The following is a 24,113-nucleotide window of genomic DNA, read 5'->3' as shown; positions in this document are numbered from 1 at the left end:
TCTGCTCTTTATCGCATGCCTCACGCAGCCACTCCCAAGACTTATGCAAAACCGTTTTGCTGTAAAAAGTCCATCGTGATACGAGACTCGGCCTTATCTTCTTGTTGTCCTTGCAGTAAACGCTCCATATAACGCGCAAGTACATCAACTTCTAAGTTGACTTTGCGCCCCACTTGAAACTGGTCAATCGTAGTTTCTTCACTCGTATGAGGAACGATCGTCAGCTTAAAAGCATTTTTACGTAAGTCGTTGACGGTTAGGCTAATACCATCAACAGTAATCGAGCCTTTCTCTGCAACGTACTTGCTAATTTCCGCAGGCATTGCAACCCAAAACTCTATCGCACGGCCAACTGAATTGCGTTCGACAATTTCACCAACCCCATCGACATGGCCAGAAACGATATGTCCACCCAATCGCGTTGTTGGCAACATGGCTTTTTCTAGGTTCACCTTATCGCCTACTTGGTATTCAGCAAACCCAGTTTTCTTCAAGGTTTCTAATGACAGATCAGCACTGTAATAGTGGCTTCCGAAGTCAACTACCGTTAAGCAAACACCATTGGTCGCAATGCTATCGCCTAACTTAACGTCTGACATATCAAGCGTACCCGTTTCAACCGTGACGGTGATGTCTTCGCCCTTCGGCGTAATCGCAGCTAACTTGCCAACTGCTTCTACTATTCCTGTAAACATACTATTTCTTATCTAATTTCATTGCGTTTTATGGTGGCGGTGATGCGAATGTCTACCCCAACCATACGAACGTCTGTAATGTTTAAATCTATGACGTCAGCCATAGCGCTTAACCCTAAAGCACCGATAAGCCCCCGACCATCGCTGCCCATGAGTTTTGGCGCAAGGTAAACAATGAGCTCATCTACAAGGTTAGCCTTTATCATCGCACTCGCTAGCGTAGCTCCAGCTTCAACCCATAAGTGATTGATATGGTGCTCATCAGAGATACGTTTTAATGTCGTTGATAAGTCAATTTGGTCAGCGCTGTCCAATAGAGGGATACAGTCTCCATCAGAGCGAACAATAACTCGCTCTCCATCGGTATGGAACAGCTTGAGCGCATCAGTTAAATGGTTCTGACGATCTAAGATTACACGTACTGGTTGACGAAGCTCTTCTTGTAAATACTGCGCTTGAACACTATTAGGTAAGTCATCCCAGCGCACGTTGAGTGATGCATTGTCATCAATCACCGTTTTGCTAGTAGAAAGAATGCCACCACTCATTGCTCGATAACGCTGCACATCTTGGCGGGCCGCTGGGGAGGTGATCCATTGGCTCTGACCATTATTGAGTGCGCTTTGCCCATCCAAACTGGCTGCCATTTTTAATTGAACAAACGGCATGCCTGTGCGCATGTACTTTATAAAACCAGGGTTAAGGGCAAGGGCATCTTGCTCTAACAAGCCGATTTGTACTTCAATTCCGGCATCACGTAACATCTGGATGCCGCGACCTGCAACTTTCGGGTTTGGGTCTACCATGGCGCAAACCACACGTGCCACTTTGGCTTTAATCAGCCCTTCGGCACATGGCGGTGTACGGCCGTAATGAGAGCAAGGTTCTAGCGTCACATAAGCGGTTGCACCAGCTGCTTTTTCACCCGCCATGCGCATCGCGTGCACTTCGGCATGCGGCTCACCAGCACGATGGTGATAGCCTTCACCGACAATTTCTTCATCACGAACGATGACACACCCTACATTTGGATTAGGGGCGGTGGTGTAAATGCCACGTTTCGCTAACTTAATAGCTCGTGACATCATGGCGAAATCTAAATCAGAAAACGCTCTTTCAGGAGTGTGTTGAGTCATGAGCTACTCAGTCTTCTAGGCGGGCAATCTCTTCGCCAAATTCGCGAATATCTTCAAAGCTGCGGTAAACGGAAGCGAAACGAATGTAAGCCACCTTATCGAGCTCTTTGAGCTGGTCCATGACTAAATTACCAATCATTTCACTCGGAACCTCTCGCTCACCCGTCGCACGCAGTTGTGATTTGATCATACTGATCGCTAACTCTATAGAATCGGCACTCACTGGGCGTTTCTCTAAAGCGCGTTGAATACCGCCAACCATTTTATCTTCATCAAATGGTTCACGGTTGCCATTCGATTTGATCACTTTAGGCATCACTAACTCTGCGCTTTCAAACGTAGTGAAACGCTCGCTACACGCCAAGCACTGACGGCGACGTCGAACTTGATGGCCATCAGCCACTAAGCGGGAATCAATAACTTTGGTATCGTTCTCGGAACAAAAAGGACAATGCATATCACCTCCATATCTATACCAAAATAACCTCATGAGCAATCACGGATAACCACGCGTTCATGGTTATACGGACTCTATTAAAGCTATTTGGGTATAACGCTTTCAAACCGAAATAAAAGCTCATGTAGTGTAGCGGAATTGGTATGTTAGACAAAACAAAAAGGGGCGCAAAGGCCCCTTTTTCACTCAAGATCTCGTCGAATGTGTTAACTGCGTGCTAAGTAGTTCGCTTTACCAACCCACTTGTAGCTAGTTAGCTCTTCTAAGCCCATCGGACCGCGTGCATGTAGCTTTTGCGTAGATACTGCGACTTCTGCGCCAAGGCCAAATTGCGCACCGTCTGTAAAGCGCGTTGAAGCATTCACATAAACCGCCGCCGAACCGACAGAATTGATGAACAGTTCTGAGTTTTCCAAACTATTGGTCATGATCGCATCTGAGTGGCTCGCGTTATGGACACGCATATGATCAATGGCATCTTTCACATCAGACACAACTTTTACACCAAGAGTGTAGCTCAACCATTCCGTATCAAAGTCACCTTCAACAGCATCGCGAATTTGTGTTGCTTGAGCCATCAGTGCTTTTGCCTTAGGCTCTGTCACGAAGGTCACTTTATCGTTCATGCGCTCTACGATCATTGGTAGGAATTGCGCTGCAATTTTTTCATGCACGAGCAGCGTATCTAATGAGTTACACGCAGATGGACGTTGAACTTTAGAGTTCTCAACCACATTCAGGGATTTCTTTAGATCAGCGGATTCGTCGACAAAGATATGGCTGATACCAAAGCCACCAATAATCACCGGAATCGTGCTGTTTTCTTTACACATTTTGTGTAGGCCAGCACCACCGCGTGGAATGATCATGTCGACGTAATCGTCCAACTTAAGCAATTGAGAAACAAGCTCACGATCTGGTTTTTCAATGTACTGCACAGAAGCGGCTGGAAGGTTCGCCTTTGCGAGCGCAGACTGAATAACCTTCACTAATTCCATATTCGAGAAAAATGTCTCTTTGCCACCACGTAAAATACTTGCGTTGCCGGTTTTCAAGCACAACGCTGCAATATCAATGGTTACGTTTGGACGCGCTTCATAAATTACGCCCACGACACCAAGCGGCACACGACGACGAGACAGTGACATCCCATTTTCCAGTACCTTACTGTCTATTTCGCTGCCTACAGGATCGTTCAAGCTAATGACGTTGCGAACATCATTCGCAATTGCAGTCAATCGTTCTTCATTAAGCAAAAGGCGATCGAGCAGCGCATCGGTTAAACCCGCTTCACGGCCAAGTTCGATGTCTTTAGCGTTTGCCGCCAAAATAGCAGCAGAGTTTGCTTCTAGTTCATCAGCGATGATGGCTAATGCTTGGTTCTTTTGCGCAGTTGACGCTGTCGCTAATTCGAAAGCTGCATCTTTAGCAGCTTTACCCATATTCGTTAAATCCACTTTGCTTCCCTCTAATTCTATTCCTGAATGACGACCAGATCATCGCGGTGAATCACCTCAGAGCCATAATCATGCCCCAAAATAGAGATGATATCTTTACTGTGTTTGCCCGTAATTTTAGTTAGGTCATCACTTGAGTAGGCGCTGATGCCACGAGCCACCAACTTACCGTGAGCGTTTGTTACACGCGCCACTTCGCCTCGTGCGAAGTCACCACTAACTTTGATGACCCCTTTAGCAAGTAGGCTACTCCCCTTGCCGACCACAGCATTGACTGCACCATCATCAATAACGATGTCGCCCGATGCCGCAGGTCCCGCTAGAATCCAGCGTTTACGGTTCTCTAAGGCTTCAGCGCAAGGTAGGAAGCGCGTGCCCTGAGGTTCAGCACTTAGAGAGTCAAAGATAACATTCGGCGCACTACCAGCAGCAATAATAACCTCGATACCTGCGCGTCGAGCGATGTCTGCGGCTTGCAGCTTCGTTGCCATACCACCAGTACCCAATGTTGTACCGCTTCCACCTGCGATTTTACGCAGCGTATCGTCGATGGTTTTTACTTCCTTGATAAGCTCTGCGTTCGGATTTTTACGAGGGTCAGCAGTAAACAGACCTTTTTGGTCCGTTAAAAGCAAGAGCTTATCTGCACCACATAAAATGCCTACCAAAGCGGAAAGGTTGTCGTTATCGCCAACTTTAATCTCGCTAGTCGCAACGGCATCATTTTCGTTTACGATAGGAACAATATCGTTCGCAACGAGCGCATTAATAGTGTCACGCGCGTTAAGGAATCGCTCACGATCTTCTAAATCGGCACGGGTTAGTAACATTTGGCCGATCTTGATACCATAAATACCAAACAAAGACTCCCATGTTTGAATCAAGCGACTCTGCCCCACCGCGGCAAGTAACTGCTTACTCGCCATCTCGTTGGGCAATGCGGGGTAACCAAGATGCTCACGGCCTGCTGCAATCGCACCAGACGAAACCATTACGATTGAATGGCCTTGTTTTTTAAGCTCAGCACACTGGCGTGCTAACTCAACCATGTGTGCACGGTCGAGTGCCAGAGTGCCGCCTGTCAGCACACTTGTACCCAGTTTCACAACGACAGTTTGTGGTTGTGAAACAACTGCATTTTGTTGATTCGTTGTCATGATGTCTTCTGAAGTGAAAAACAAATAAAGAGAGGATGTTTTAACAATCAAATAGGGAATTAACAAGAGAAAAGGTGCGTTTTCGCACCTTTTTGTTTGGTATTAAATGAAAACAACCAAATTAAGCGAAATCGAAAGACTCCGTGTGATATTCGACTTCTAATTTGAAGTGTTCTTCTAAAGTATCAACCAGCTTTTGATGGAATGTGCTCTGCGTGAGATACACTTCCTCTACCACTTTTTTGGGAAGGGCTTCAGATACCCATTGCCCTTCTTTGTTGTACTTGCCAATATGATATTTAGCAGTAAAGCCTCCCTCGATGGATTCCAAATCCATCCACCAGCCCCAAAATTCACGCTTCTCAGGCGATTTTTTGTCGTCTACACATACAGATAAACAATCAAAATAATAGCGCCCTTCTTGCGATTGTGGTTCGCGCAGGTAAGGCCCTATCGCCTTCAACTTTGACATCAAGCGAAAGTGAGTCGGGCCCTGAGTCGTCTCTGACATATGAATCTCCGTTTTCATAGTTAAAAGTAAACACCCAAGAATGATTATTATTTTTAATTATCATGAGCTTATTTTTTGCTCAGATATATCACTCTTAACTAATTTAGGAGAATTGTCACCCTAATAATTCATCTTCTAGCCACTTTATGGCTAAATCGAGGGATTGCTCATATCCTTTTGTAATTGTTTTGGAACTGATTTTTTTCGCTCTACCATACTGGCTAAATAGAGAAACAAGTTGATTATCACTGTGTGGCGACACTGGATCGCCCTCAAGACTCAAAGCCAAAATAGGCACTTTGGTTTTTCGACTGCTCAGGAAGCCCTGAACCTTCAATGACCACGCCATCATCTGACCAGCCATGCTATTAATATCAACCGCATTTTTCCCCAAACGGGAAGCCAAAAGATCTAGGTACATCTTCGGCATTTTTTGTAACTTCTGAGGGGAAGTAAAAATATCATGTACGGGTGCGCCTAGAGCGACACAAGCTTTGATCTTTTCTTGCTCAACAAAAGAGAGTCTGATCATGGCATTACCACCAAAACGAAACCCAACTAACCCCACTTTGTGATGATCAACCCAAGGTAGCGAGTAAAGCTCATTCAATACCGCTTGATGTAGGCAACTTGAATTCTCGGTCAAGGGCCAATGAGAGCTATGCCCTACCGAAGGCATGTCCACGGTTAACATCGCAATATCTCGCGGTGCAAGACGATTACGGAACAAACGCCACATGTCGGTTTGTAGAGTATCCAAACCAGCGCTCACCATGACCACAGGCAACTGTTTATCCGTTCTTGGTAAATGGAGGTTCGCGATGATTTTGCGATTTTGGTAAGGCACTTCAATTTGCTTGATGGTGTACTTAGTTTTTTCTGCGCCGTCAGAATACGCTTTGTTTGCCAGTACTTGAGCCTGCGATGCCAAATTGTCATTTTTTAAATGTGGGTAGCCTGCAATACTAAAACACAAAGAAGCAGTAAAGAGTTCATCCGCTGCCTCTTCTCCTTGCATTTCATTTGCTCGCTTCTGATGATCCATACCAAGCTTGATCCACTCAAATGTCCAGTTACCACTGTGATAACCCATTACAGTGTCTAACCAATCATCATTGGTTCGCGAGTGAGAAGATGAAGCAATTTTGGACAGTACACCTTCCATTTCGATCGGAGACAATCCTTGCCAAGCCCATTGCAAGCGACGCAAATGACGATACCAAGCACGATCACCTTGCGCTTCTCGTTCATCAAGTATTTTTTTACTGGTCGGCATGTACTGGGTAAGCGCGGAGGTTTCTTTTGCTTGCTTATGTTTCACGAACAAAGTTTCGGAAAGATTTTTACTGACGTCTTCAGACATAGGAAGAACCCTAGGCTATTAGCATGATTTAATATCATAATAAAAAAAATGCCCCTATAAAGGGGCATTTCTCAATATTCTTTAACCGCGCTTATTTTTGCTTGCGGTTTACTGGCTCAGCATACTGGATTGACATATCCCAAGGCTGCTCGATCCAAGTGTCTTGAGCAATATCTACAACGTAATCATCCAGCAGCTCTTTGCCTGATGGTTTCGCACACACAGCGATCATTTTCGCTTTTGGATACATCTCACGTAGTTTGCGCGCTGTATCACCACTGTCTACTAGGTCTTCAACGATTAGGTAACCTTCGCCATCACCTTCAGGTGCTTTTAGTACCGTCATGTCGCGCTGATGATCATGGTCGTAGCTTGAAATACAGATTGTATCAACGTAACGAATACCCAGTTCACGAGCCAAAATAGCGCCAGGAACCAAACCGCCGCGGCTTACCGCCCAAATTCCTTTCCATTGCTCAGCTGGCATTTGTTTTTCAGCCAGTTCACGGCAGTAAGTCTGCATTGCATCCCAAGTGATAATGAATTTTTTACTCATTGTAATAACCTAATAATTTGAAAATATGCATCCTCAAAATCTAGCGAAGTCACTCAAAAGCGGAATGCTCACTAACTTCTCCAAAATGTTTGGAGACGAGGATTTCAAGCTGCGCAAACGATTATTCTACCGAAACACACCGCTAATACCAACGGTGATATCAAAATTCTCTGCCTATTCCGCAGAAAAACCGTCTTCTGTGAACAACGTAAAAAAGAAAAAGCCAGCGTGAATAAATCCACACTGGCTTTTTGCTCGAGAAATTAACCGACGAGGTATTTAACGATGAAGATGGCTGACATCACCCATACACTCATCGACACTTCACGGCCCTTACCGCTGAATAACTTGATCGCCGCGTATGCGATAAAGCCTAACGTGATACCTTCTGCAATCGAGAATGTTAGCGGCATCACCAAACAAGTCACAACAACTGGGGACGCTTCAGTTAGGTCACGCCAATCAATGCTTACTAGCCCAGACAGCATCAAGATCGCCACATAGAATAGCGCACCTGACGTTGCATAAGCAGGGATCATACCCGCAAGTGGTGAGAACAATAGAGCAAGTAGGAAGAGTACACCAACAACTACGGCTGTTAGACCAGTACGCCCACCCGCAGCCACACCAGAAACGCTTTCAATATAAGATGTCGTGTTGGAGGTACCAAGTAATGCACCTACTGACGTTGCTGTTGAGTCTGCAAGTAACGCTTTGTTTAAACGAGGGATGTTGCCATTCTCATCAGTTAGGCCTGCTTTTTGAGAAACGCCAACGAGCGTACCTGCGGTGTCAAATAAATCGACAAATAGGAAAGCAAATACGACGGAAATCATGCCTACTTCAAACAAACCAGAGAAATCCAGTTGCATGAAAGTTGGCGCAATGCTTGGTGGCGTTGACATAATACCGCCCCACTGCACATCACCAAATAGAAGACCAAGCGCTGTAACGCCAAGAATGGCGATCATCACCGCACCTTTCACACCACGGTGAACCAGTGCAATCGTAAGAAAGAAGCCAATCGCGGCCAATACAGATGGCAATGATGTGATCTCTCCCATAGAAACTAATGTCGCTGGGTTATCAACGACGATACCTGCATTTTTTAATGCGATAAACGCTAAGAAAAGACCAATACCAGCTGAAATACCTGTTCGTAGAGAATGCGGGATCGAGTTAATAATCCACTCACGGATCTTAAATACGCTTAAAAGAATGAACAGAAGGCCAGAAACAAATACAGCCGCTAACGCAACTTGCCACGTATAACCCATTCCCAATACAACAGAGTAAGTGAAAAATGCGTTCAGGCCCATTCCTGGTGCCTGTGCGATTGGGTAATTCGCAACAAATCCCATAATAAAACAGCCGATTGCGGCAGCAAGACAAGTCGCGACAAAAATGGCACCACGGTCCATACCGGTATCCGACAGGATCGCTGGGTTTACAAAAATAATGTAAGCCATAGTTAGGAAGGTCGTAACACCTGCAATGATCTCAGTACGCACATTTGTGCCATTTTCACTGAGTTTAAAAAGCCTCTCGAGCATGATCGAATCCTGTAAAGGTAAAAAAGTAAACGGTTGCGTAATCGATTGGCGGGAATTATAAAGTTATCAAATAGCAAATTCTAGATAGAATCTTCACTCTAATGCGTTTTTTTTCTTTGGATATGAAACACATTCTCTAACCTATCAAAGTAGGCAAAGGAATATATTCTTACAAAACAATAGGTAACCTAGATAACACAGTTCCCTAAAAGAGAATAAAAACTGAGCAATGTACTAAACTTTCAGATGAAAAAGGCCCATTTTTAACATGGTATCTAACAGATTTGGTGGAAAAGTCGATAAAACCGAAGAATGGGGAATAGAAGAAGGCTTTGATGACAATAAGTGAGTCAGGAAGAGAAAATAGAGATAAAAAAACGCCACCCAATTTGGGTGGCGGTGAATCATGTCAGCACTATCACTGAAAAAAAATTCCAATTTATAGGGGTGAACAAATTGTTCGAGTCACATGCGTTGACTTCACTTAGTAGCCAAAGCTTGTTGGGTATACAAAGTTACCGGTGTAAACAGACTTGCTATTCCAGAACATTGTACTTGGTAAACCTTTCATAACTATCACCTTTTAAATCAATTAAACATTCGTTGATTTCTCGGTTCCTTGGAGGCGATAAAACGGACTCATCCTTTGAGCATTTCATTCTTCTCTCAGAAGCTGGTTACAAATATACCACCAAGAAATTTAATTACAAGCGTTTTAGTGATTAGAATCACAAAAAATACATAAATTGACCTTTATCAAAGTTTATATGTAATTAAATTACAATTTTGTGAATTAAAAAATAAAGCCACTTTCAGAATGTATGATAGAGAACACATAGTGCTTGTTATTGTATTCACAAACTGTGACAGTGCTGAGAGAAATCCTTGTGATCGCGACTACTCGTACTCCTTATCTGGTGGTATGCTAACGGCAATTTGAAGGCCAAATCGTCTAGCATTTAATGCTAACTTGACAATATTTTTACGGTATATATTTGGCAAAGCACATCAAAAGGAGTCCTCCGTGTCTGAGTTCCATTCTGAGATCAGTACCTTATCACCTGCTCCACTTTGGCAGTTTTTCGATAAGATTTGTTCTATCCCTCATCCATCGAAACATGAAGAAGCATTAGCACAGTACATTATCAACTGGGCAACAGAGCAAGGCTTTGACGTTCGCCGTGATCCAACCGGTAACGTGTTCATCAAAAAGCCCGCGACACCAGGAATGGAAAATAAGAAGGCTGTTGTACTTCAAGCACACATCGACATGGTGCCGCAGAAAAACGAAGACACTGAACACGACTTCACCAAAGATCCAATCCAACCTTACATCGATGGCGAATGGGTAACTGCGAAAGGCACGACGCTTGGTGCAGATAACGGTATTGGTATGGCTTCTTGCCTTGCTGTATTGGCATCTAAAGATATTAAACACGGTCCACTCGAAGTTCTGCTGACGATTGATGAAGAAGCAGGCATGACTGGCGCATTTGGCCTTGAAGCTGGTTGGTTAGAGGGTGAGATTCTTCTAAATACAGACTCTGAGCAAGAAGGCGAAGTCTACATGGGTTGTGCAGGTGGCGTTGATGGCACCATGACTTTCGATATTTCTCGAGAATCAACGCCTGCAGGTTTTGTAACACGCCAACTGACGCTGAAAGGCCTAAAAGGTGGTCACTCAGGTTGTGACATTCACACAGGTCGCGGTAATGCCAACAAATTACTTGGTCGTTTCCTTGCCGGTCATGCTCAAGAGCTTGATTTACGTTTAGTCGAATTCCGTGGTGGTAGCTTACGTAATGCAATCCCTCGCGAAGCGTTTGTTACTGTCGCGCTTCCTGTCGAAAACCAAGACAAGCTTGCTGAGCTGTTCAACCACTACACTGAGCTGCTTAAAACTGAATTGGGTAAAATCGAAACAGGTATCGTAACCTTTAATGAAGTGATCACGACTGACGCGCAAGTATTTTCAATCGCCGATCAGCAACGATTCATTGCGGCACTTAACGCTTGTCCAAACGGCGTAATCCGTATGAGTGATGAGGTGGAAGGCGTTGTTGAAACTTCTCTAAACGTTGGTGTGATCAGCACAGAAGAAAATAAAGTCACCGTGCTTTGCTTGATTCGTTCTCTCATTGATTCTGGCCGTAGCCAAGTGGAAAGCATGCTGCGCTCGATTACTGAGCTAGCAGGCGCACAAATTCAGTTCTCAGGCGCTTACCCTGGCTGGAAGCCAGATGCAGATTCCGAGATCATGGCAATTTTCCGTGATATGTATGAAGGCATTTACGGTCATAAGCCGAACATCATGGTCATCCATGCTGGTCTTGAGTGTGGCCTATTTAAAGAACCATACCCACACATGGATATGGTTTCTTTCGGTCCAACAATAAAATTCCCTCACTCTCCAGATGAGAAAGTGAAGATTGATACTGTTCAGTTGTACTGGGAACAGATGGTCGCGCTTTTAGAAGCGATTCCAGAGAAAGCATAATTCAATCACGAAAAACGACAAAGGGTGCCATACGGCACCCTTTTTTTGGTTTAGTTGAACCCAACTACACACGGTTTTGCGCGTAAGCGGCTAACTCATCCATTGAGGTTTGTGCAGCAACTTCACCATCAATGTAGTAAGTAACAAACTCACCATCGCGTACACCCATGAGTGTCGCCTTTTCACCGTTACTGTAAGTAATATCCATTTGAACAGTGTTCTCATCGATTTGCTGCATTCGCCCCTGCTCAATGACACGGTTATCCGCTAATGGTGCGATTGGTGCCGTCGTTAACGACTTATCTAACTGGTGATTGACATCAATGTAAGTATCTACCTTTGTATCGAAGATATGTGGCTTACCATTTAACGGGTTCTTACCCGTCCAAAATTCTAGAGAGTTAAACACGATATAATCCGCTGCGATCGCGACACCATAAACAGGCGCTAAAAGCATATTTAGGCCACCTCGAGCGTAACGGTTGTCAACAGCTTTCAAGTTAAACCCCATGACATAACCTGTCACGGCATTACTACCTACGCAACCTGAAAGTGAAACTGCTACCGCAGTCAATGCACCAATTTTAGCAATTGCCTTTTTCATCAAAACCTCTAGTTAGAAAGTGTGAAACCTCAAATTCGGCGCGGATATTATCGGATAAAAAGTAGGGTTAAAAGTCCGTTTTTTTGTCCTCCATGAACAGTATTATTTTTAATACAGTCACATTTTTTAAGGCTATTATTGCGCTCTCATCTCTATGTCTTGTTATGTATTAAACTGATAGAAAAGATCATATTGAAAACAAAAACTTCACACACACCAAAATTTCACGCATGACGATTAAAGTAATTTGTCGTGTCCTTAATGAGAATGATTAGTGCGATTTTGCAGCAATTGTTACATTGCTGGTGACGCATTTGACAGAGATGGTTTATGGCCAGAAGTAAAAAAAGCAAAGTGTTTGAGCTCTTAGGACATCAAATACAACCAGGGCAACGATTAGAGATCGAATTTGAAGCAGCGAAGCTATATACACATTCGCCTTTATCTATTCCTGTGGAAATCATTCATGGGAAACAAGAAGGACCAGTGTTAATGGTGAATGCTGCTATCCATGGTGATGAGCTTAATGGCGTAGAAATCGTTCGTCAGATCATTAACCAACTGGATCCACAAAAACTGAAAGGCACTGTCATTGCAGTACCTATCGTTAACGTTTTTGGTTTCATCCATAAATCTCGTTACTTGCCCGACCGACGAGATCTCAACCGTTGCTTTCCTGGCAGTGAAAAAGGCGCACTTGCATCTCGTATGGCACACGGGTTCTTTAACAACATTGCCAAGCGTTGTGACTACATTTTGGATCTACACACAGGGGCAATTCATCGCACGAACTTGCCACAGATTCGCGCAAACTTAAGCAACCCAGAAACTCTACGTATTGCTCAAGCATTTTCGACGCCAGTGATTGTTGATTCAGCATTGCGTGATGGCTCTTTACGCAGTGAAGCAGAAAAATGCGATATTCCAGTGCTCACCTACGAAGCTGGCGAAGCATTGCGTTTTGATCCACTTTCGATAAGCGCTGGTGTACTCGGGGTTCGGCGCGTAATGCAAGCCATTGGTATGTTGCGTGCGAGCAGGAAAAAGCTGCCTGAGCCTATCATAGCGAAGTCCACCAGCTGGGTTCGCGCGTCAGGTAACGGCATTTTGCGTACTGTCGTTAATCTGGGAGACAAAGTAGAACAGGGGGAAACGCTCGCTTATATTAGCTCTCCTCTTGGTCATGATGAGATAGAACTAAAAGCCCCGAAGCGTGGTTTGGTTATCGGTCAACAAACATTACCATTGGTGAACGAAGGCGATGCAATTTTCCACCTTGCCTATTTTAACCAAGGTGATAATGCTTTAGAGCAAGCAGTCGAAAGCTATATTGAAGGCCTCACTGAATTCGATGCCGAGCCGCTGACCACCGGACAGATACCGTTAGAAACTCAGTAATTCCTACCAAGTAGGCGCCTGATTAGCTCAAAAGGGGCAACAGTGCTCGCACTATCTTGTTTAAAACCAATAAGCTCAGCGTCCATGATGCTGGGCTTTTTGTTTTATGTACGCTAACGATACTTATCGTAGTTTCCACGAATGGATAAAAAACTTTACAATCCGTCGCAAAAACACATTTGATAATTAATCTCATTATCATTTATTAATCGTAATAATGTTCTTATAATCCCAGCTTCATAAAAACACTATAAATCATCAATATGAAACGATTAAAAAGTCATCCATTCAAAGTAAATCTCATTTCACTGGCTTTGCTCTTCCCTCTTTATTCATATGCCGAGACAGCGCCAAATGAAGAGCTTGAAGTCATAGGCGTTCGTTATGCCAAACCTATTACCATTGCTGAGCCTGCGCAAACCACCATTAATTGGTCAGAGATTGAAGAGCAACAGTACTCTAATTTTGCCTCAATGATCGATGCCGTTCCCGGTGCATCAATAGATGGTGGCGGTCGTTCTGGTGGCGAACGTATTAACATTCGTGGTTTTGATGATCCAAGCGATATCGCCGTCTTTGTCGATGGCGCTCCAATTGGCTTTCAACAATACCGCTACGGTACCTTCTTTTTTGATCCGTTCTTAATTGGCGAAGCAGAAATTATCAAGGGCGCGCACGACTATCGAGCACTCAACGGGAAGTTTGGTGGCTCCATTCGCATTAAAACCAAAAGTGTCGATGATCTCCTGTACGGCGAAAGAAACTTTGGTGCCCGCATCTCAAGTGCATACAACACCAACGGCGATGAGAACGCCTACACGCTAACACTCTATGGTAAAAACGATACTGGTTTTTATTTTCTAGCGAATGGCTCGGTAAAAGATTCTGATGACATTAAAGTCGGAGGTGGTGAAACGCTGGATTACTCAGGTTATGAGCAAGAAAACATGCTCGTAAAGGTCGGTTATGAAAATAACGATCACGAGTTTGAAATTAGCCACACTCGCTACAAAGATGAAGGTCGTAAACCTTGGGCTAACCGCCGCGGAAAAATGCCTAACATCACCGAATACAATATCAAGAAATACGGCTCATTAGAAAAAGCCCAATACGCTTACACCGTCGATAACAAATACACGGACAACACCACGACCATCTCTTACCACTACATGCCGACTAACCCGTATATTGATTTCAATATCAAAATGGCACGTTCCGAAAACGATCGTCATTGGGTTCGCCCTGACGTAGCATTCGAGAAAATGTTCGTTTCTGTTGGCAGTTACGGTCATGAGTCATGGCTGAGTTACGAGCGTGATTACGTTGATGTGTTTAACCAAGCGCAATTCGGAGACCACACTCTAGTCACTGGGCTTCAATATCAAAAAACCGATAGAGACTCGTTAGTATTCAACGCATCATACGACAGTAATGAAGCGAAAAACTACGGTTGGTACACCCCTTACTACGAACCATCTGGCACGCAGTCAATTTATGCCGCTTACATTGCTGATCACTATCAAGCAACAGACCGCCTAACAATCACACCTTCTCTGCGTTACGAATACATCAAGAGTGAAGGAAAAGGGAACGCAGCGCCGGATTATAATGATCCAGCTGCCGGACATAACTACGGTGAAACGACGCATAAAGGCTTTAGCCCACGTTTGGATATCGACTTTGATGCGAGCAATAATACGCGTTTAAACGCCTCCTACGCCTACGCTTTAAAAGCACCAACCGTTGATAACATCTACTCAGTGCAATATGCGCGAGCTACCGCTACGGCTACTGCTTTGAATCTGGACGTGTCTCGTATCCATGCTTATCAAGCAAGCGTTATCAACTTAACGGAAGGGCTGGTGAACTCTCGCGATAACCTCGCAACAGAGTTAACTATGTTCTATAACGATGTTAGCGACACAGTTGATATACGAACGGGCGAAAACCTCGACAAAAATACTACTGAGTTACAAAGCTGGAATACAAACCTAGATGGCTTTAAAAACTATGGCTTTGAGCTAATTTCACAATACCGGATTGAAGATTTCTACAGTAATTTCTCAGCAAGTTACATTCGCGGCAAAAACAAAGGTAGCCTATCTGACTCTACAGGTTCAGATGATGATCATCCTGATGTACCGCCATTAAACATTAATCTGGGTTTAGGTTACGAATGGATTCCTGGTTTACGTGCGGGCTGGGAAGTCCGTTGGTATGATGCGCAAACCAAAACCAAGGCAAGCGGTAACAATTTAAAAGTGAAATCGCCAAGTGAGCAATACACGCTACAAAACGCTTACGTGGTTTGGGAAATACAACAAGTCGAAGGCTTGAGCGTTGGCGCGGTTGTGAAAAACTTAACCGATCGTTACTACGAAGCATACCTATCTAATGGCGTGCCTTCGCCTGGTCGCGAAGTCAAACTGCACCTCACTTATCAATACTAACCATACCTAAAAGATGCAGGGCAGACATTAACTGCCCTGTTATATCGTATCCAATGGCCATAATTGCACGCCGTTTTATTTATCAGTATTATCATTTCCTTTTGCTTGTATACACATTATGAACAATCTAAAAACACGGCTTCTTCTGATTTGCTTCTTCCCTGTAGGTAGCCTAGCGCAAGCTTCTGAGAACATTGCAGACTACTTACAAGAACAAAGCAAGCACCAAGTTTCAGAAGATTTTTACGCACAGCCAACAGCAAATAACCTGAATCTAGATGCAAAAACTAACTCTTTAACTTGGCACGAAGATGGTAAGCCGGATCACTGTCGTTACGCCAAGCAGCCCAAAGACGTCGCAACACATTTCGACTACGGTGAAGCAAACGATCTATCTGACGGCTTACAACACTTTGATTTACCGGAAAGACATTCTGCAAAGGTCAAATCGACACATCGCACTTATGCTAATAACCCTCACCTTCTTCCTGGCAATAAACAATTTGCAGCCCCTGAAGACGGCACGTTTAGCTTGTCCGTATCGTCGGATTGTTTTTAGCCGATATAAATAAAAAATGCCCTGAGACAAAACTCAGGGCATTTTCACTATTTGTTTGATGGGTAACGTCACCATCTCACCGATTTAAACTTATTCTTCGTCAGTGTCTACTTCGGTTTCACGTGCTTTGCGGGCTTCTTCTTTACGAACTTTTGCCGCTAGTTGTTCTGCTTCACGCTCTTGACGTTGCGCTGCTTTACGCTCGTTACGAACCACTTGGTTTTGGATAAACCCAGCCAGTTCTTGTTCAGCCCAAGCTTGTGCTTTCTCTTCGCTGTCAAAGCCTGTTTCACGCTTTGATACTACAGTCTTACGAGATGTTACTTGGCGAGTGATTTCTGCGCTCCAGCCGTTACGTTTTTCAGTGACGCGGATAGCAAATTTTGGATTCTTAGACATTTCTTTCATTTCCTAAGGGATTTAGGGATCAATCAGGGATTCGGTCAACTTGATAACTCCATCTAAGCTGAGCTGTTTAACACCATCCCTTGGTAAGCGCGGTATTAGAGCATAAAAGTAATCTAAACGCTGCAAGTTTTTTACGCTAGATAATAGATGACAAAGAAGAGGCAGAACAAAGCAACGTTTCGCCAAGTCACTAGAAAGAGCGACGAAGAAAAAAGAGTGATAAGAAAAAAGAAAGCGCTGGTCTCTCAACCAACGCTTTACTTAAGCTAGATTAACCTTTGGTTAATTAACCGATATTCCTACGGGCATTTTGGAACATACGCATCCAAGCGCCATTTTCACCCCAACCTTCCGGAGCCCAAGAATTTGCAACTGTGCGGAATACGCGCTCTGGGTGAGGCATCATGATAGTTACGCGACCGTCTGCTGTTGTTAAACCGGTAATCGCGTTTGGCGAACCATTCGGGTTGTTCGGGTATTGTTGTGTTGGGTTACCGAGGTTATCCACGTAACGAACCGCAACCGTACCTGATGCTTCAATCGCTGCTAGGTGCTCTGCATCACGTACTTCTACACGCCCTTCACCGTGGGAAACCGCGATTGGCATGCGCGAACCAGCCATTCCGTCGAAGAATACAGAGTCAGATTTCTGAACTTCAACTAGACTAAAGCGCGCTTCAAAACGCTCAGATTCGTTGCGCACAAAACGTGGCCACAAGTTTGCACCTGGGATCAGCTCTTTCAGGTTTGATAGCATCTGACAACCGTTACATACACCTAAAGAGAACGTCTCTTCACGGTTGAAGAAGGCTTGGAACTGTTCACGAGCTTGTGCGTTAAACAGGATAGACTTAGCCCAACCTTCACCCGCACCTAGTACGTCGCCGTAAGAGAAGCCACCACAAGCTACTAGGCCATGGTATTCATCCAGTACCGCTTGGCCTGTTAGGATATCGCTCATATGGATGTCGGTTGCTTCAAAGCCTGCTCTGTCAAACGCTGCTGCCATTTCGACGTGGGAGTTAACGCCCTGCTCACGTAGAATTGCCATCTTAGGTTTAGCACCTTTCGCAATGTACGGTGCTGCAACGTCTTCATTTACGTCGAAGCTGAGCTTAACGTTTAGACCCGGGTCAGAGTTGGCTTTCTTAGCTTCGTGCTCTTGGTCTGCACACGCTGGGTTATCACGTAGGCTTTGCATCTTATGCGTTGTTTCAGCCCAGATAACGCGTAGTTCGGTACGTGAACGTTCAAGCACAACTGCATCACCAGAAGTGATAACAAAGTCGTCTGAAGCTTCAACAGAACCAATCACATGTGAGCATGCCTCTAAGCCGTTTGCCGCCAGAGTAGATAGAACTGAATCTAGATCATCATTCTTAACTTGAACAACCGCACCTAGCTCTTCGTTAAATAGAACGGCTAGCGCATCATCACCCAGCTCTGCGATGTTCGCTTTTACGCCACAGTGACCCGCGAATGCCATCTCAGCCAGTGTAACAAACAGACCGCCGTCGCCTTTATCGTGGTAAGCCACTAGCTTGTCATCACGTACTAACGCTTGCATTGCATCAAAGAAGCCTTTTAGCTGCTCTGCATTATCTACGTCAGCAGGTTTGTCACCCAGCTGTTTGTATACTTGTGCCAATGCTGTCGCACCTAAGCGGTTTTTGCCGTTACCCAAGTCAACAAGAACTAGAGAAGTCTTTCCTTTGTCAGTGCGTAGTTGTGGAGTCACGGTCTTACGTACGTCTTCCACACGACCAAATGCCGTGATAACTAACGACAGTGGAGAAGTGACTTCTTTGCTCTCGCCGTTTTCTTCCCACTTGGTTTTCATCGACATGGAGTCTTTACCAACTGGGATAGTCAAACCTAACGCAGGACACAATTCTTCACCAACCGCTTTCACTGCTTCGTAAAGACCCGCATCTTCACCTGGGTGACCCGCTGGAGACATCCAGTTCGCAGACAGTTTAATGTGTTTAATATCACCGATGTCTGTTGCCGCAATGTTCGTTAGTGACTCACCAACGGCTAGGCGAGCCGATGCTCCAAAGTCTAGTAATGCCACTGGCGTGCGCTCACCCATCGACATTGCTTCGCCATGGTAAGTGTCGTAGCTTGCCGCTGTTACTGCGCAGTTTGCTACTGGTACCTGCCAAGGACCAACCATTTGATCACGAGCAACCAGACCCGTTACTGTTCGGTCACCGATAGTAATTAGGAATGTTTTTTCTGCAACAGCAGGAAGACGAAGTACGCGATCCACCGCTTCATTAAGCTCAATACCATCACGAACAATGGCAGGGCTTTCCACTTTTAGTGTGGTTGCGTCACGGTGCATCTTCGGTGGCTTACCAAGCAGGATATCCATTGGCATATCGATTGGCGTATTGTCGAAGTGAGAATCTTCTAGCGTTAGATGACGCTCTTCTGTCGCCACACCCACCACTGCATACGGTGCGCGTTCACGCTTACAGATGGCGTCGAATGCTTCCATGTTTTCTGGCGCTACCGCTAGAACGTAACGTTCCTGTGATTCGTTACACCAGATTTCCAGTGGGCTCATGCCCGGCTCATCGTTTGGTACATCGCGTAATTGGAACTTACCGCCACGCTCACCGTCGTCGACAAGTTCAGGCAATGCGTTAGAGATACCGCCTGCACCCACATCGTGGATAAATGCGATTGGGTTATCGTCGCCTAACTGCCAACAACGGTCGATCACTTCCTGACAGCGACGTTCCATCTCTGGGTTTTCACGCTGTACCGAAGCGAAGTCCAGATCTTCTGCTGACTGACCAGATGCCATGGAAGATGCCGCACCACCACCAAGACCGATGTTCATTGCCGGACCACCAAGTACGATTAGGCTCGCACCTACAGGGATCTCTTTCTTCTGTACGTGTTCATCGCGGATGTTACCCATACCACCAGCAATCATGATTGGTTTGTGGTAACCACGAATTTCTTCACCCGCATGAGAAGTGACTTTTTCTTCGTAAGTACGGAAGTAACCCAATAGATTTGGACGACCAAATTCGTTGTTGAATGCCGCGCCGCCAAGAGGGCCTTCAAGCATGATGTCTAACGCATTCACAATACGACCCGGCTTGCCGAAGTCGGTTTCCCATGGCTGTTCAAAACCAGGAATACGTAAGTTAGAGGTTGTAAAGCCAACCAGACCCGCTTTTGGCTTACCGCCGATACCCGTCGCGCCTTCGTCACGGATTTCACCGCCTGAGCCAGTCGATGCGCCCGGCCATGGAGAGATTGCCGTTGGGTGGTTGTGCGTTTCTACCTTCATCAAGATGTGCGTATCTTCATGGTGGTACGTGTATTGACGAGATTTAGGGTCAGGGAAGAAACGCCCCGCTTTAGAACCTGTCATAACGGCTGCGTTGTCTTTGTATGCAGACAGTACATAGTCAGGTGTCGTTTCAAAAGTGTTTTTGATCATTTTGAACAAAGACTTAGGTTGATCTACCCCGTCGATAGTCCAATCTGCGTTAAAAATTTTGTGGCGACAATGCTCTGAGTTCGCCTGAGCAAACATCATCAATTCAATGTCGTTTGGGTTACGCCCAAGCTTAGTAAAGTTCTCGACCAAGTAATCAATTTCATCTTCTGCGAGTGCCAAGCCAAGGGAAACGTTTGCCTCTTCAAGCGCAAGACGACCGCCAGCTAAGATATCAACATGTGCGACAGGCTTAGGCTCTGCAACAGTAAATAATGCTGATGCGGCTTCAAATTCTGTGAATACTGTTTCCATCATGCGGTCGTGAATTAACGCTTTAACAGCGTCAGCTTGAGCTTCTGATAGAACAACTGAAGACTCGACATAATAAGCCGTACCACGCTCTAGACGTTTCACTTTATCCAGACCACAGTTAACAGCGATATCGGTAGATTTAGAAGACCAAGGCGAGATAGTGCCAGGACGAGGCGTGACAAGAAGTAGAAGACCTTCAGGCTCATGCTCTTCGATGGTTGGGCCGTAAGTTAGTAACTTTTCAAGTTTTTCTAACTCTTGGTCATCAAGGTCTGACTTTAGATCGGCAAAGTGCATAAACTCGGCATAAATGCCAGTTACAGGCAGATCTTGTTCACGACAAAGTTCCAGTAGTTTATTAACACGAAACTCTGAAAGAGCTGGGGAGCCACGCAAAATTCTCATGTGCTTAGGTCTCTTATGCAATTGATTAAGGTGATATTGGAATAAATTCAGACACTTAAAATAAGCCCTGTCGAACCTATGCCGATTCCACCTCGTCATTGCGAGCGCATTATATAGTAATTGTTTTTGTGATGTAACACCAAAAGCAACCGTTTGCGTCATTTTTTTTGTCAAATTTGAATTACAACTAAAATGTCGATAAAACACACAATGTCACGTTATAAGTGTGTGATTCACTTTGCCCCATGAGCTCGCTTTGATATAAAGGCAAATAGAAATTTTCCAAGATGTACCTATTAATGCAAATAAGTCACTTCAACCGGCTCAAGCGCAGTGCTCTAATTTTAGTTTCTGTTCTTTTGCTCTCAGCTTGCCAGATTGAGTCGGAGCCCAAAAGTGAATTTGAAAAAATTCAAGAACGTGGTGTGCTTCGTGTTGGCACGCTAAACAATCAGCTTTCCTACTACATAGGTCCCGATGGTCCCGCAGGGTTGGATTACGAATTGGCGCGTCAGTTTGCGGAACAGCTCGGCGTCAAACTCGAGATTAAACCAGCCTTTCGCCAGGCTGAGCTTTTTCCTGCTCTTAAGAAAGGAGATATCGATATCATCGCTACGGGTTTAAATCAAACGTCACAAGCAGTCAAACGATTTAGACCAGGCCCTGCCTATTATTATGTAAGCCAACAAGTGGTATATAAAAAAGGGCAACTTCGACCACGTGATATCGAACAACTCATTGAATACCAAGCCTCGAAAGACGACGAGTCCGACGAAGATACAAATGCAGGCGCTCAAACATTAAAGATCGTTGAACAATCGCAATATGTTCCGACCCTAACAGCGTTAAAGAAGCAGTATCCAGAACTTCAGTTTGAAATTGTTGGTGATGCTGACACGAGAGACTTACTCAAATACGTATCGACGGGTGAGTTACGTTTTACTGTGACTGATTCGGTGGAACTTTCCCTTGCTCAACGCCTTTACCCCGATCTTGCGCTCGCGTTCGAACTTACAGAAGATCAACCAGTATCTTGGTTTACTCGACGTTCTGAAGACGAAAGTTTGTATGCGATGCTGATAGAGTTTTTCGGTAACATCAAACAATCAGGAGAACTGTCCACCCTCGAAGAAAAGTACATTGGTCATATTGAAGCATTTGACTACGTTGATACTCGCGCATTCATTCGAGCTCTGGATGACAAATTGCCTAAATGGGCACCTTTATTCCAAAAATACAGCGAAGAGTTCGACTGGCGCTTAATTGCAGCATTGGCTTATCAAGAGTCACACTGGAAACCAACAGCAAAATCGCCAACAGGTGTTAGGGGGATGATGATGCTGACTCTGCCAACAGCGAAAAGCGTCGGGGTAACAAACCGTTTAGACCCTGAGCAATCTGTTCGTGGTGGTGTCGAGTACTTACGTCGTATTGTAAGTCGCGTGCCTGATAGCATTAACGAGCATGAAAAAATATGGTTTGCGTTAGCTTCATACAATATTGGTTACGGCCACATGATGGACGCACGACGACTCACCAAAGCACAAGGTGGCGATCCGAACGCTTGGGCCGATGTAAAAGACAGGCTGCCTTTACTTCGTCAGAAGCGCTATTACAGCCAAACTCGCTATGGGTACGCCAGAGGCGATGAAGCGCGTAATTACGTAGAAAATATTCGACGTTACTACCAATCCATCATTGGTCATGTCAGCCAACAGCCAGCGATTGATGAGAATAGCGATGACTTACAAGTGATTCCGCCGCTCACCCCCGACATTTTGATATCGGGCGCAGTAGAGACCGTCGTAGAACAAGTCTCTGGCGCTTCTGACGTCACGGTTGAAGAAGACACCAAACAAGAAAGCATTGAAGAATAAACCCGCGGTAAACTAAAAAATGACGAGCCTATGAAGCTCGTCATTTTTATTGAGTCCTAACGAAAACTTATCTAGAATCCAATATTCTGAGTGACACCAACCACACTCAACCATTCCTTTGGTTGGTCGCCTTTTCTTCATCGTTAGTAAAACTGATTGCTTTGTAACAGATTACTTTACAACCAAATGGTTTAGCTCACTTGATGAAGCGGCGCCTTCGGCTACACTCTGCCGAAATAACGTCACTCCTATTATTAAGCATCGTATTGAAATTGTTTGCTGGCTCTGTGCAATGCAGAAGTCAAATGAAGAACGTTTAAACCATACAATGTTTAGTGCGATTATCGAGCCTATTGCCAAGCATCGATGAGCCGCGCTTTACTGGTATAAGTCTTGTCTGCAGGAGGTTTTGAATATGAGAAGACGTAGAGTGCAGTCAAAGCGTTTAAATAACACAGTAGCTGCTATCCGACGTAAACGTAAACTGACATGTATGAAAAAGAAAGTAAGTTCACGTAATCGTGTTTTTGTACATTTAGTCAATCACTAGTGCGTCCAAGCAAACATCTACCACGTTGTAGGTGTTTGCTAGCCCTCACTACTCCCACTACCTTGTTCGCTCTCTCCATTTTCTAATGCTTTTTGTGCTTGCTTCTTCGCTTTAATTTCCTTTCGGCGGCGCTTAAAAAACGCTTGTAGCTGAGTGCGGCACTCATCTTCTAGCAGCCCCTTTTCAACTAAGGCGTAATGGTAAGCTGCTTGGCTTTCAAACAAATTAAGCACTGTTCCTGCTGCTCCAGCTTTTAAATCTGGCGCTCCAAAAACAACCCGCTTAACGCGGCTATGCAATAAGGCTCCGGCACACATTGGGCATGGCTCAAGTGTTACATATAACGTCGTATCCAGAAGGCGGTAATTTTCTAGCTTTTGGCCTGCTTTACGCAGTGTTTGGATCTCAGCATGTGCGGTAGCGTCATTAGTACCAATAGAGCGATTCCACCCCTCAGCGATAATTTCACCATCTTTGACAAGCACTGCGCCGACAGGTACTTCCCCCTCAGCTTCTGCTTGCTCGGCAAGCACCATCGCTCTGCGCATAAACAATTCATCTTGAGGGGAAAACGGATGGTTAGACAAAGGAGGCTCCAAAGAAACAAAAAACGATTGAAGTCAGGAATTTTATCACCAACTTCGGTTTCACTACAGCAACACATCACGGGACAAAGTCTGCAACTCCAAAAAACTAGTTACAAGG

Annotated in this window: 18 protein-coding genes; 5 read left to right on the top strand and 13 right to left on the bottom strand. The window is 44.9% G+C overall.

Features of this window, described 5'->3' with window-relative positions; all coding sequences use genetic code 11:
* Positions 1-41: 41 nt before the first annotated feature.
* The 9 genes from R7O03_RS09205 to R7O03_RS09165 form a co-directional block, all read right to left on the bottom strand.
* Positions 42-695: a riboflavin synthase gene (locus R7O03_RS09205; RefSeq protein WP_005381574.1), complete on the bottom strand. Its 654-nt coding sequence runs from the start codon at positions 693-695 to the stop codon at positions 42-44.
* Positions 696-703: 8 nt separating this feature from the next.
* Complete coding sequence (gene ribD, locus R7O03_RS09200) at positions 704-1,831, bottom strand: bifunctional diaminohydroxyphosphoribosylaminopyrimidine deaminase/5-amino-6-(5-phosphoribosylamino)uracil reductase RibD (protein WP_285385684.1); 1,128 nt, start codon at positions 1,829-1,831, stop codon at positions 704-706.
* A gap of 7 nt (positions 1,832-1,838) precedes the next feature.
* On the bottom strand, positions 1,839-2,288 hold the full coding sequence (gene nrdR, locus R7O03_RS09195; protein WP_005381578.1) for a transcriptional regulator NrdR: 450 nt from the start codon (positions 2,286-2,288) through the stop codon (positions 1,839-1,841).
* Between the two features lie 206 nt (positions 2,289-2,494).
* Positions 2,495-3,745 carry a glutamate-5-semialdehyde dehydrogenase gene (locus R7O03_RS09190; protein WP_054579047.1) on the bottom strand — a complete coding sequence of 417 codons (1,251 nt, stop codon included), beginning with the start codon at positions 3,743-3,745 and terminating at the stop codon, positions 2,495-2,497.
* Between the two features lie 17 nt (positions 3,746-3,762).
* A complete protein-coding gene (gene proB, locus R7O03_RS09185) occupies positions 3,763-4,902 on the bottom strand; it encodes a glutamate 5-kinase (protein ID WP_213886775.1) in 1,140 nt (379 codons plus the stop codon).
* A gap of 121 nt (positions 4,903-5,023) precedes the next feature.
* Positions 5,024-5,413 carry a sigma factor-binding protein Crl gene (crl, locus tag R7O03_RS09180; protein WP_005381584.1) on the bottom strand — a complete coding sequence of 130 codons (390 nt, stop codon included), beginning with the start codon at positions 5,411-5,413 and terminating at the stop codon, positions 5,024-5,026.
* Between the two features lie 115 nt (positions 5,414-5,528).
* A complete protein-coding gene (gene frsA, locus R7O03_RS09175) occupies positions 5,529-6,776 on the bottom strand; it encodes an esterase FrsA (RefSeq protein ID WP_064353673.1) in 1,248 nt (415 codons plus the stop codon).
* Positions 6,777-6,867: 91 nt separating this feature from the next.
* Entirely contained in the window at positions 6,868-7,332 is a 465-nt protein-coding gene (gene tet(34), locus R7O03_RS09170) for an oxytetracycline resistance phosphoribosyltransferase domain-containing protein Tet(34) (protein WP_005381590.1), read from the bottom strand.
* A 263-nt stretch (positions 7,333-7,595) separates the two neighbouring features.
* A complete protein-coding gene (locus tag R7O03_RS09165; protein WP_005381592.1) occupies positions 7,596-8,885 on the bottom strand; it encodes an NCS2 family permease in 1,290 nt (429 codons plus the stop codon).
* A 1,024-nt stretch (positions 8,886-9,909) separates the two neighbouring features.
* Here R7O03_RS09165 and R7O03_RS09160 point away from each other — a divergent pair.
* Positions 9,910-11,382, top strand: a complete 1,473-nt coding sequence (locus R7O03_RS09160) for an aminoacyl-histidine dipeptidase (protein ID WP_053350265.1) — start codon at positions 9,910-9,912, stop codon at positions 11,380-11,382.
* Positions 11,383-11,446: 64 nt separating this feature from the next.
* On the opposite strand, the gene R7O03_RS09155 is transcribed toward R7O03_RS09160, so the two are convergent.
* Positions 11,447-11,986: a DUF3332 domain-containing protein gene (locus R7O03_RS09155; protein WP_005381596.1), complete on the bottom strand. Its 540-nt coding sequence runs from the start codon at positions 11,984-11,986 to the stop codon at positions 11,447-11,449.
* A gap of 330 nt (positions 11,987-12,316) precedes the next feature.
* Between R7O03_RS09155 and R7O03_RS09150 the strand changes: the two genes are divergently transcribed.
* From R7O03_RS09150 to R7O03_RS09140, 3 genes are all read left to right on the top strand, one after another.
* A complete protein-coding gene (locus tag R7O03_RS09150; RefSeq protein WP_042521202.1) occupies positions 12,317-13,384 on the top strand; it encodes a succinylglutamate desuccinylase/aspartoacylase family protein in 1,068 nt (355 codons plus the stop codon).
* 263 nt (positions 13,385-13,647) lie between these two features.
* Positions 13,648-15,834: a TonB-dependent receptor domain-containing protein gene (locus tag R7O03_RS09145; RefSeq protein WP_158157274.1), complete on the top strand. Its 2,187-nt coding sequence runs from the start codon at positions 13,648-13,650 to the stop codon at positions 15,832-15,834.
* Between the two features lie 118 nt (positions 15,835-15,952).
* Positions 15,953-16,393, top strand: a complete 441-nt coding sequence (locus tag R7O03_RS09140) for a hypothetical protein (RefSeq protein WP_005381599.1) — start codon at positions 15,953-15,955, stop codon at positions 16,391-16,393.
* A 90-nt stretch (positions 16,394-16,483) separates the two neighbouring features.
* On the opposite strand, the gene R7O03_RS09135 is transcribed toward R7O03_RS09140, so the two are convergent.
* Both R7O03_RS09135 and purL read right to left on the bottom strand, forming a co-directional pair.
* Complete coding sequence (locus R7O03_RS09135) at positions 16,484-16,792, bottom strand: DUF3622 domain-containing protein (protein ID WP_025998700.1); 309 nt, start codon at positions 16,790-16,792, stop codon at positions 16,484-16,486.
* Positions 16,793-17,087: 295 nt separating this feature from the next.
* Positions 17,088-20,981, bottom strand: coding sequence for a phosphoribosylformylglycinamidine synthase (gene purL, locus R7O03_RS09130; protein ID WP_318131675.1), 3,894 nt, complete (start codon positions 20,979-20,981; stop codon positions 17,088-17,090).
* Positions 20,982-21,280: 299 nt separating this feature from the next.
* Here purL and mltF point away from each other — a divergent pair, with 299 nt between their 5' ends.
* Positions 21,281-22,858, top strand: a complete 1,578-nt coding sequence (mltF, locus tag R7O03_RS09125) for a membrane-bound lytic murein transglycosylase MltF (RefSeq protein ID WP_053303011.1) — start codon at positions 21,281-21,283, stop codon at positions 22,856-22,858.
* Between the two features lie 588 nt (positions 22,859-23,446).
* Here mltF and tadA read toward each other — a convergent pair.
* Complete coding sequence (gene tadA / locus R7O03_RS09120; protein WP_081107502.1) at positions 23,447-23,995, bottom strand: tRNA adenosine(34) deaminase TadA; 549 nt, start codon at positions 23,993-23,995, stop codon at positions 23,447-23,449.
* Positions 23,996-24,113: the final 118 nt, after the last annotated feature.

The sequence above is a fragment of the Vibrio sp. Vb2960 genome (assembly GCF_033337665.1).
In the GTDB taxonomy this organism is placed as follows: Bacteria; Pseudomonadota; Gammaproteobacteria; order Enterobacterales; family Vibrionaceae; genus Vibrio; species Vibrio alginolyticus.
The sequence above is the reverse complement of the archived record's forward strand: the minus strand, read 5'-3'. Positions and strand labels throughout refer to the sequence as shown.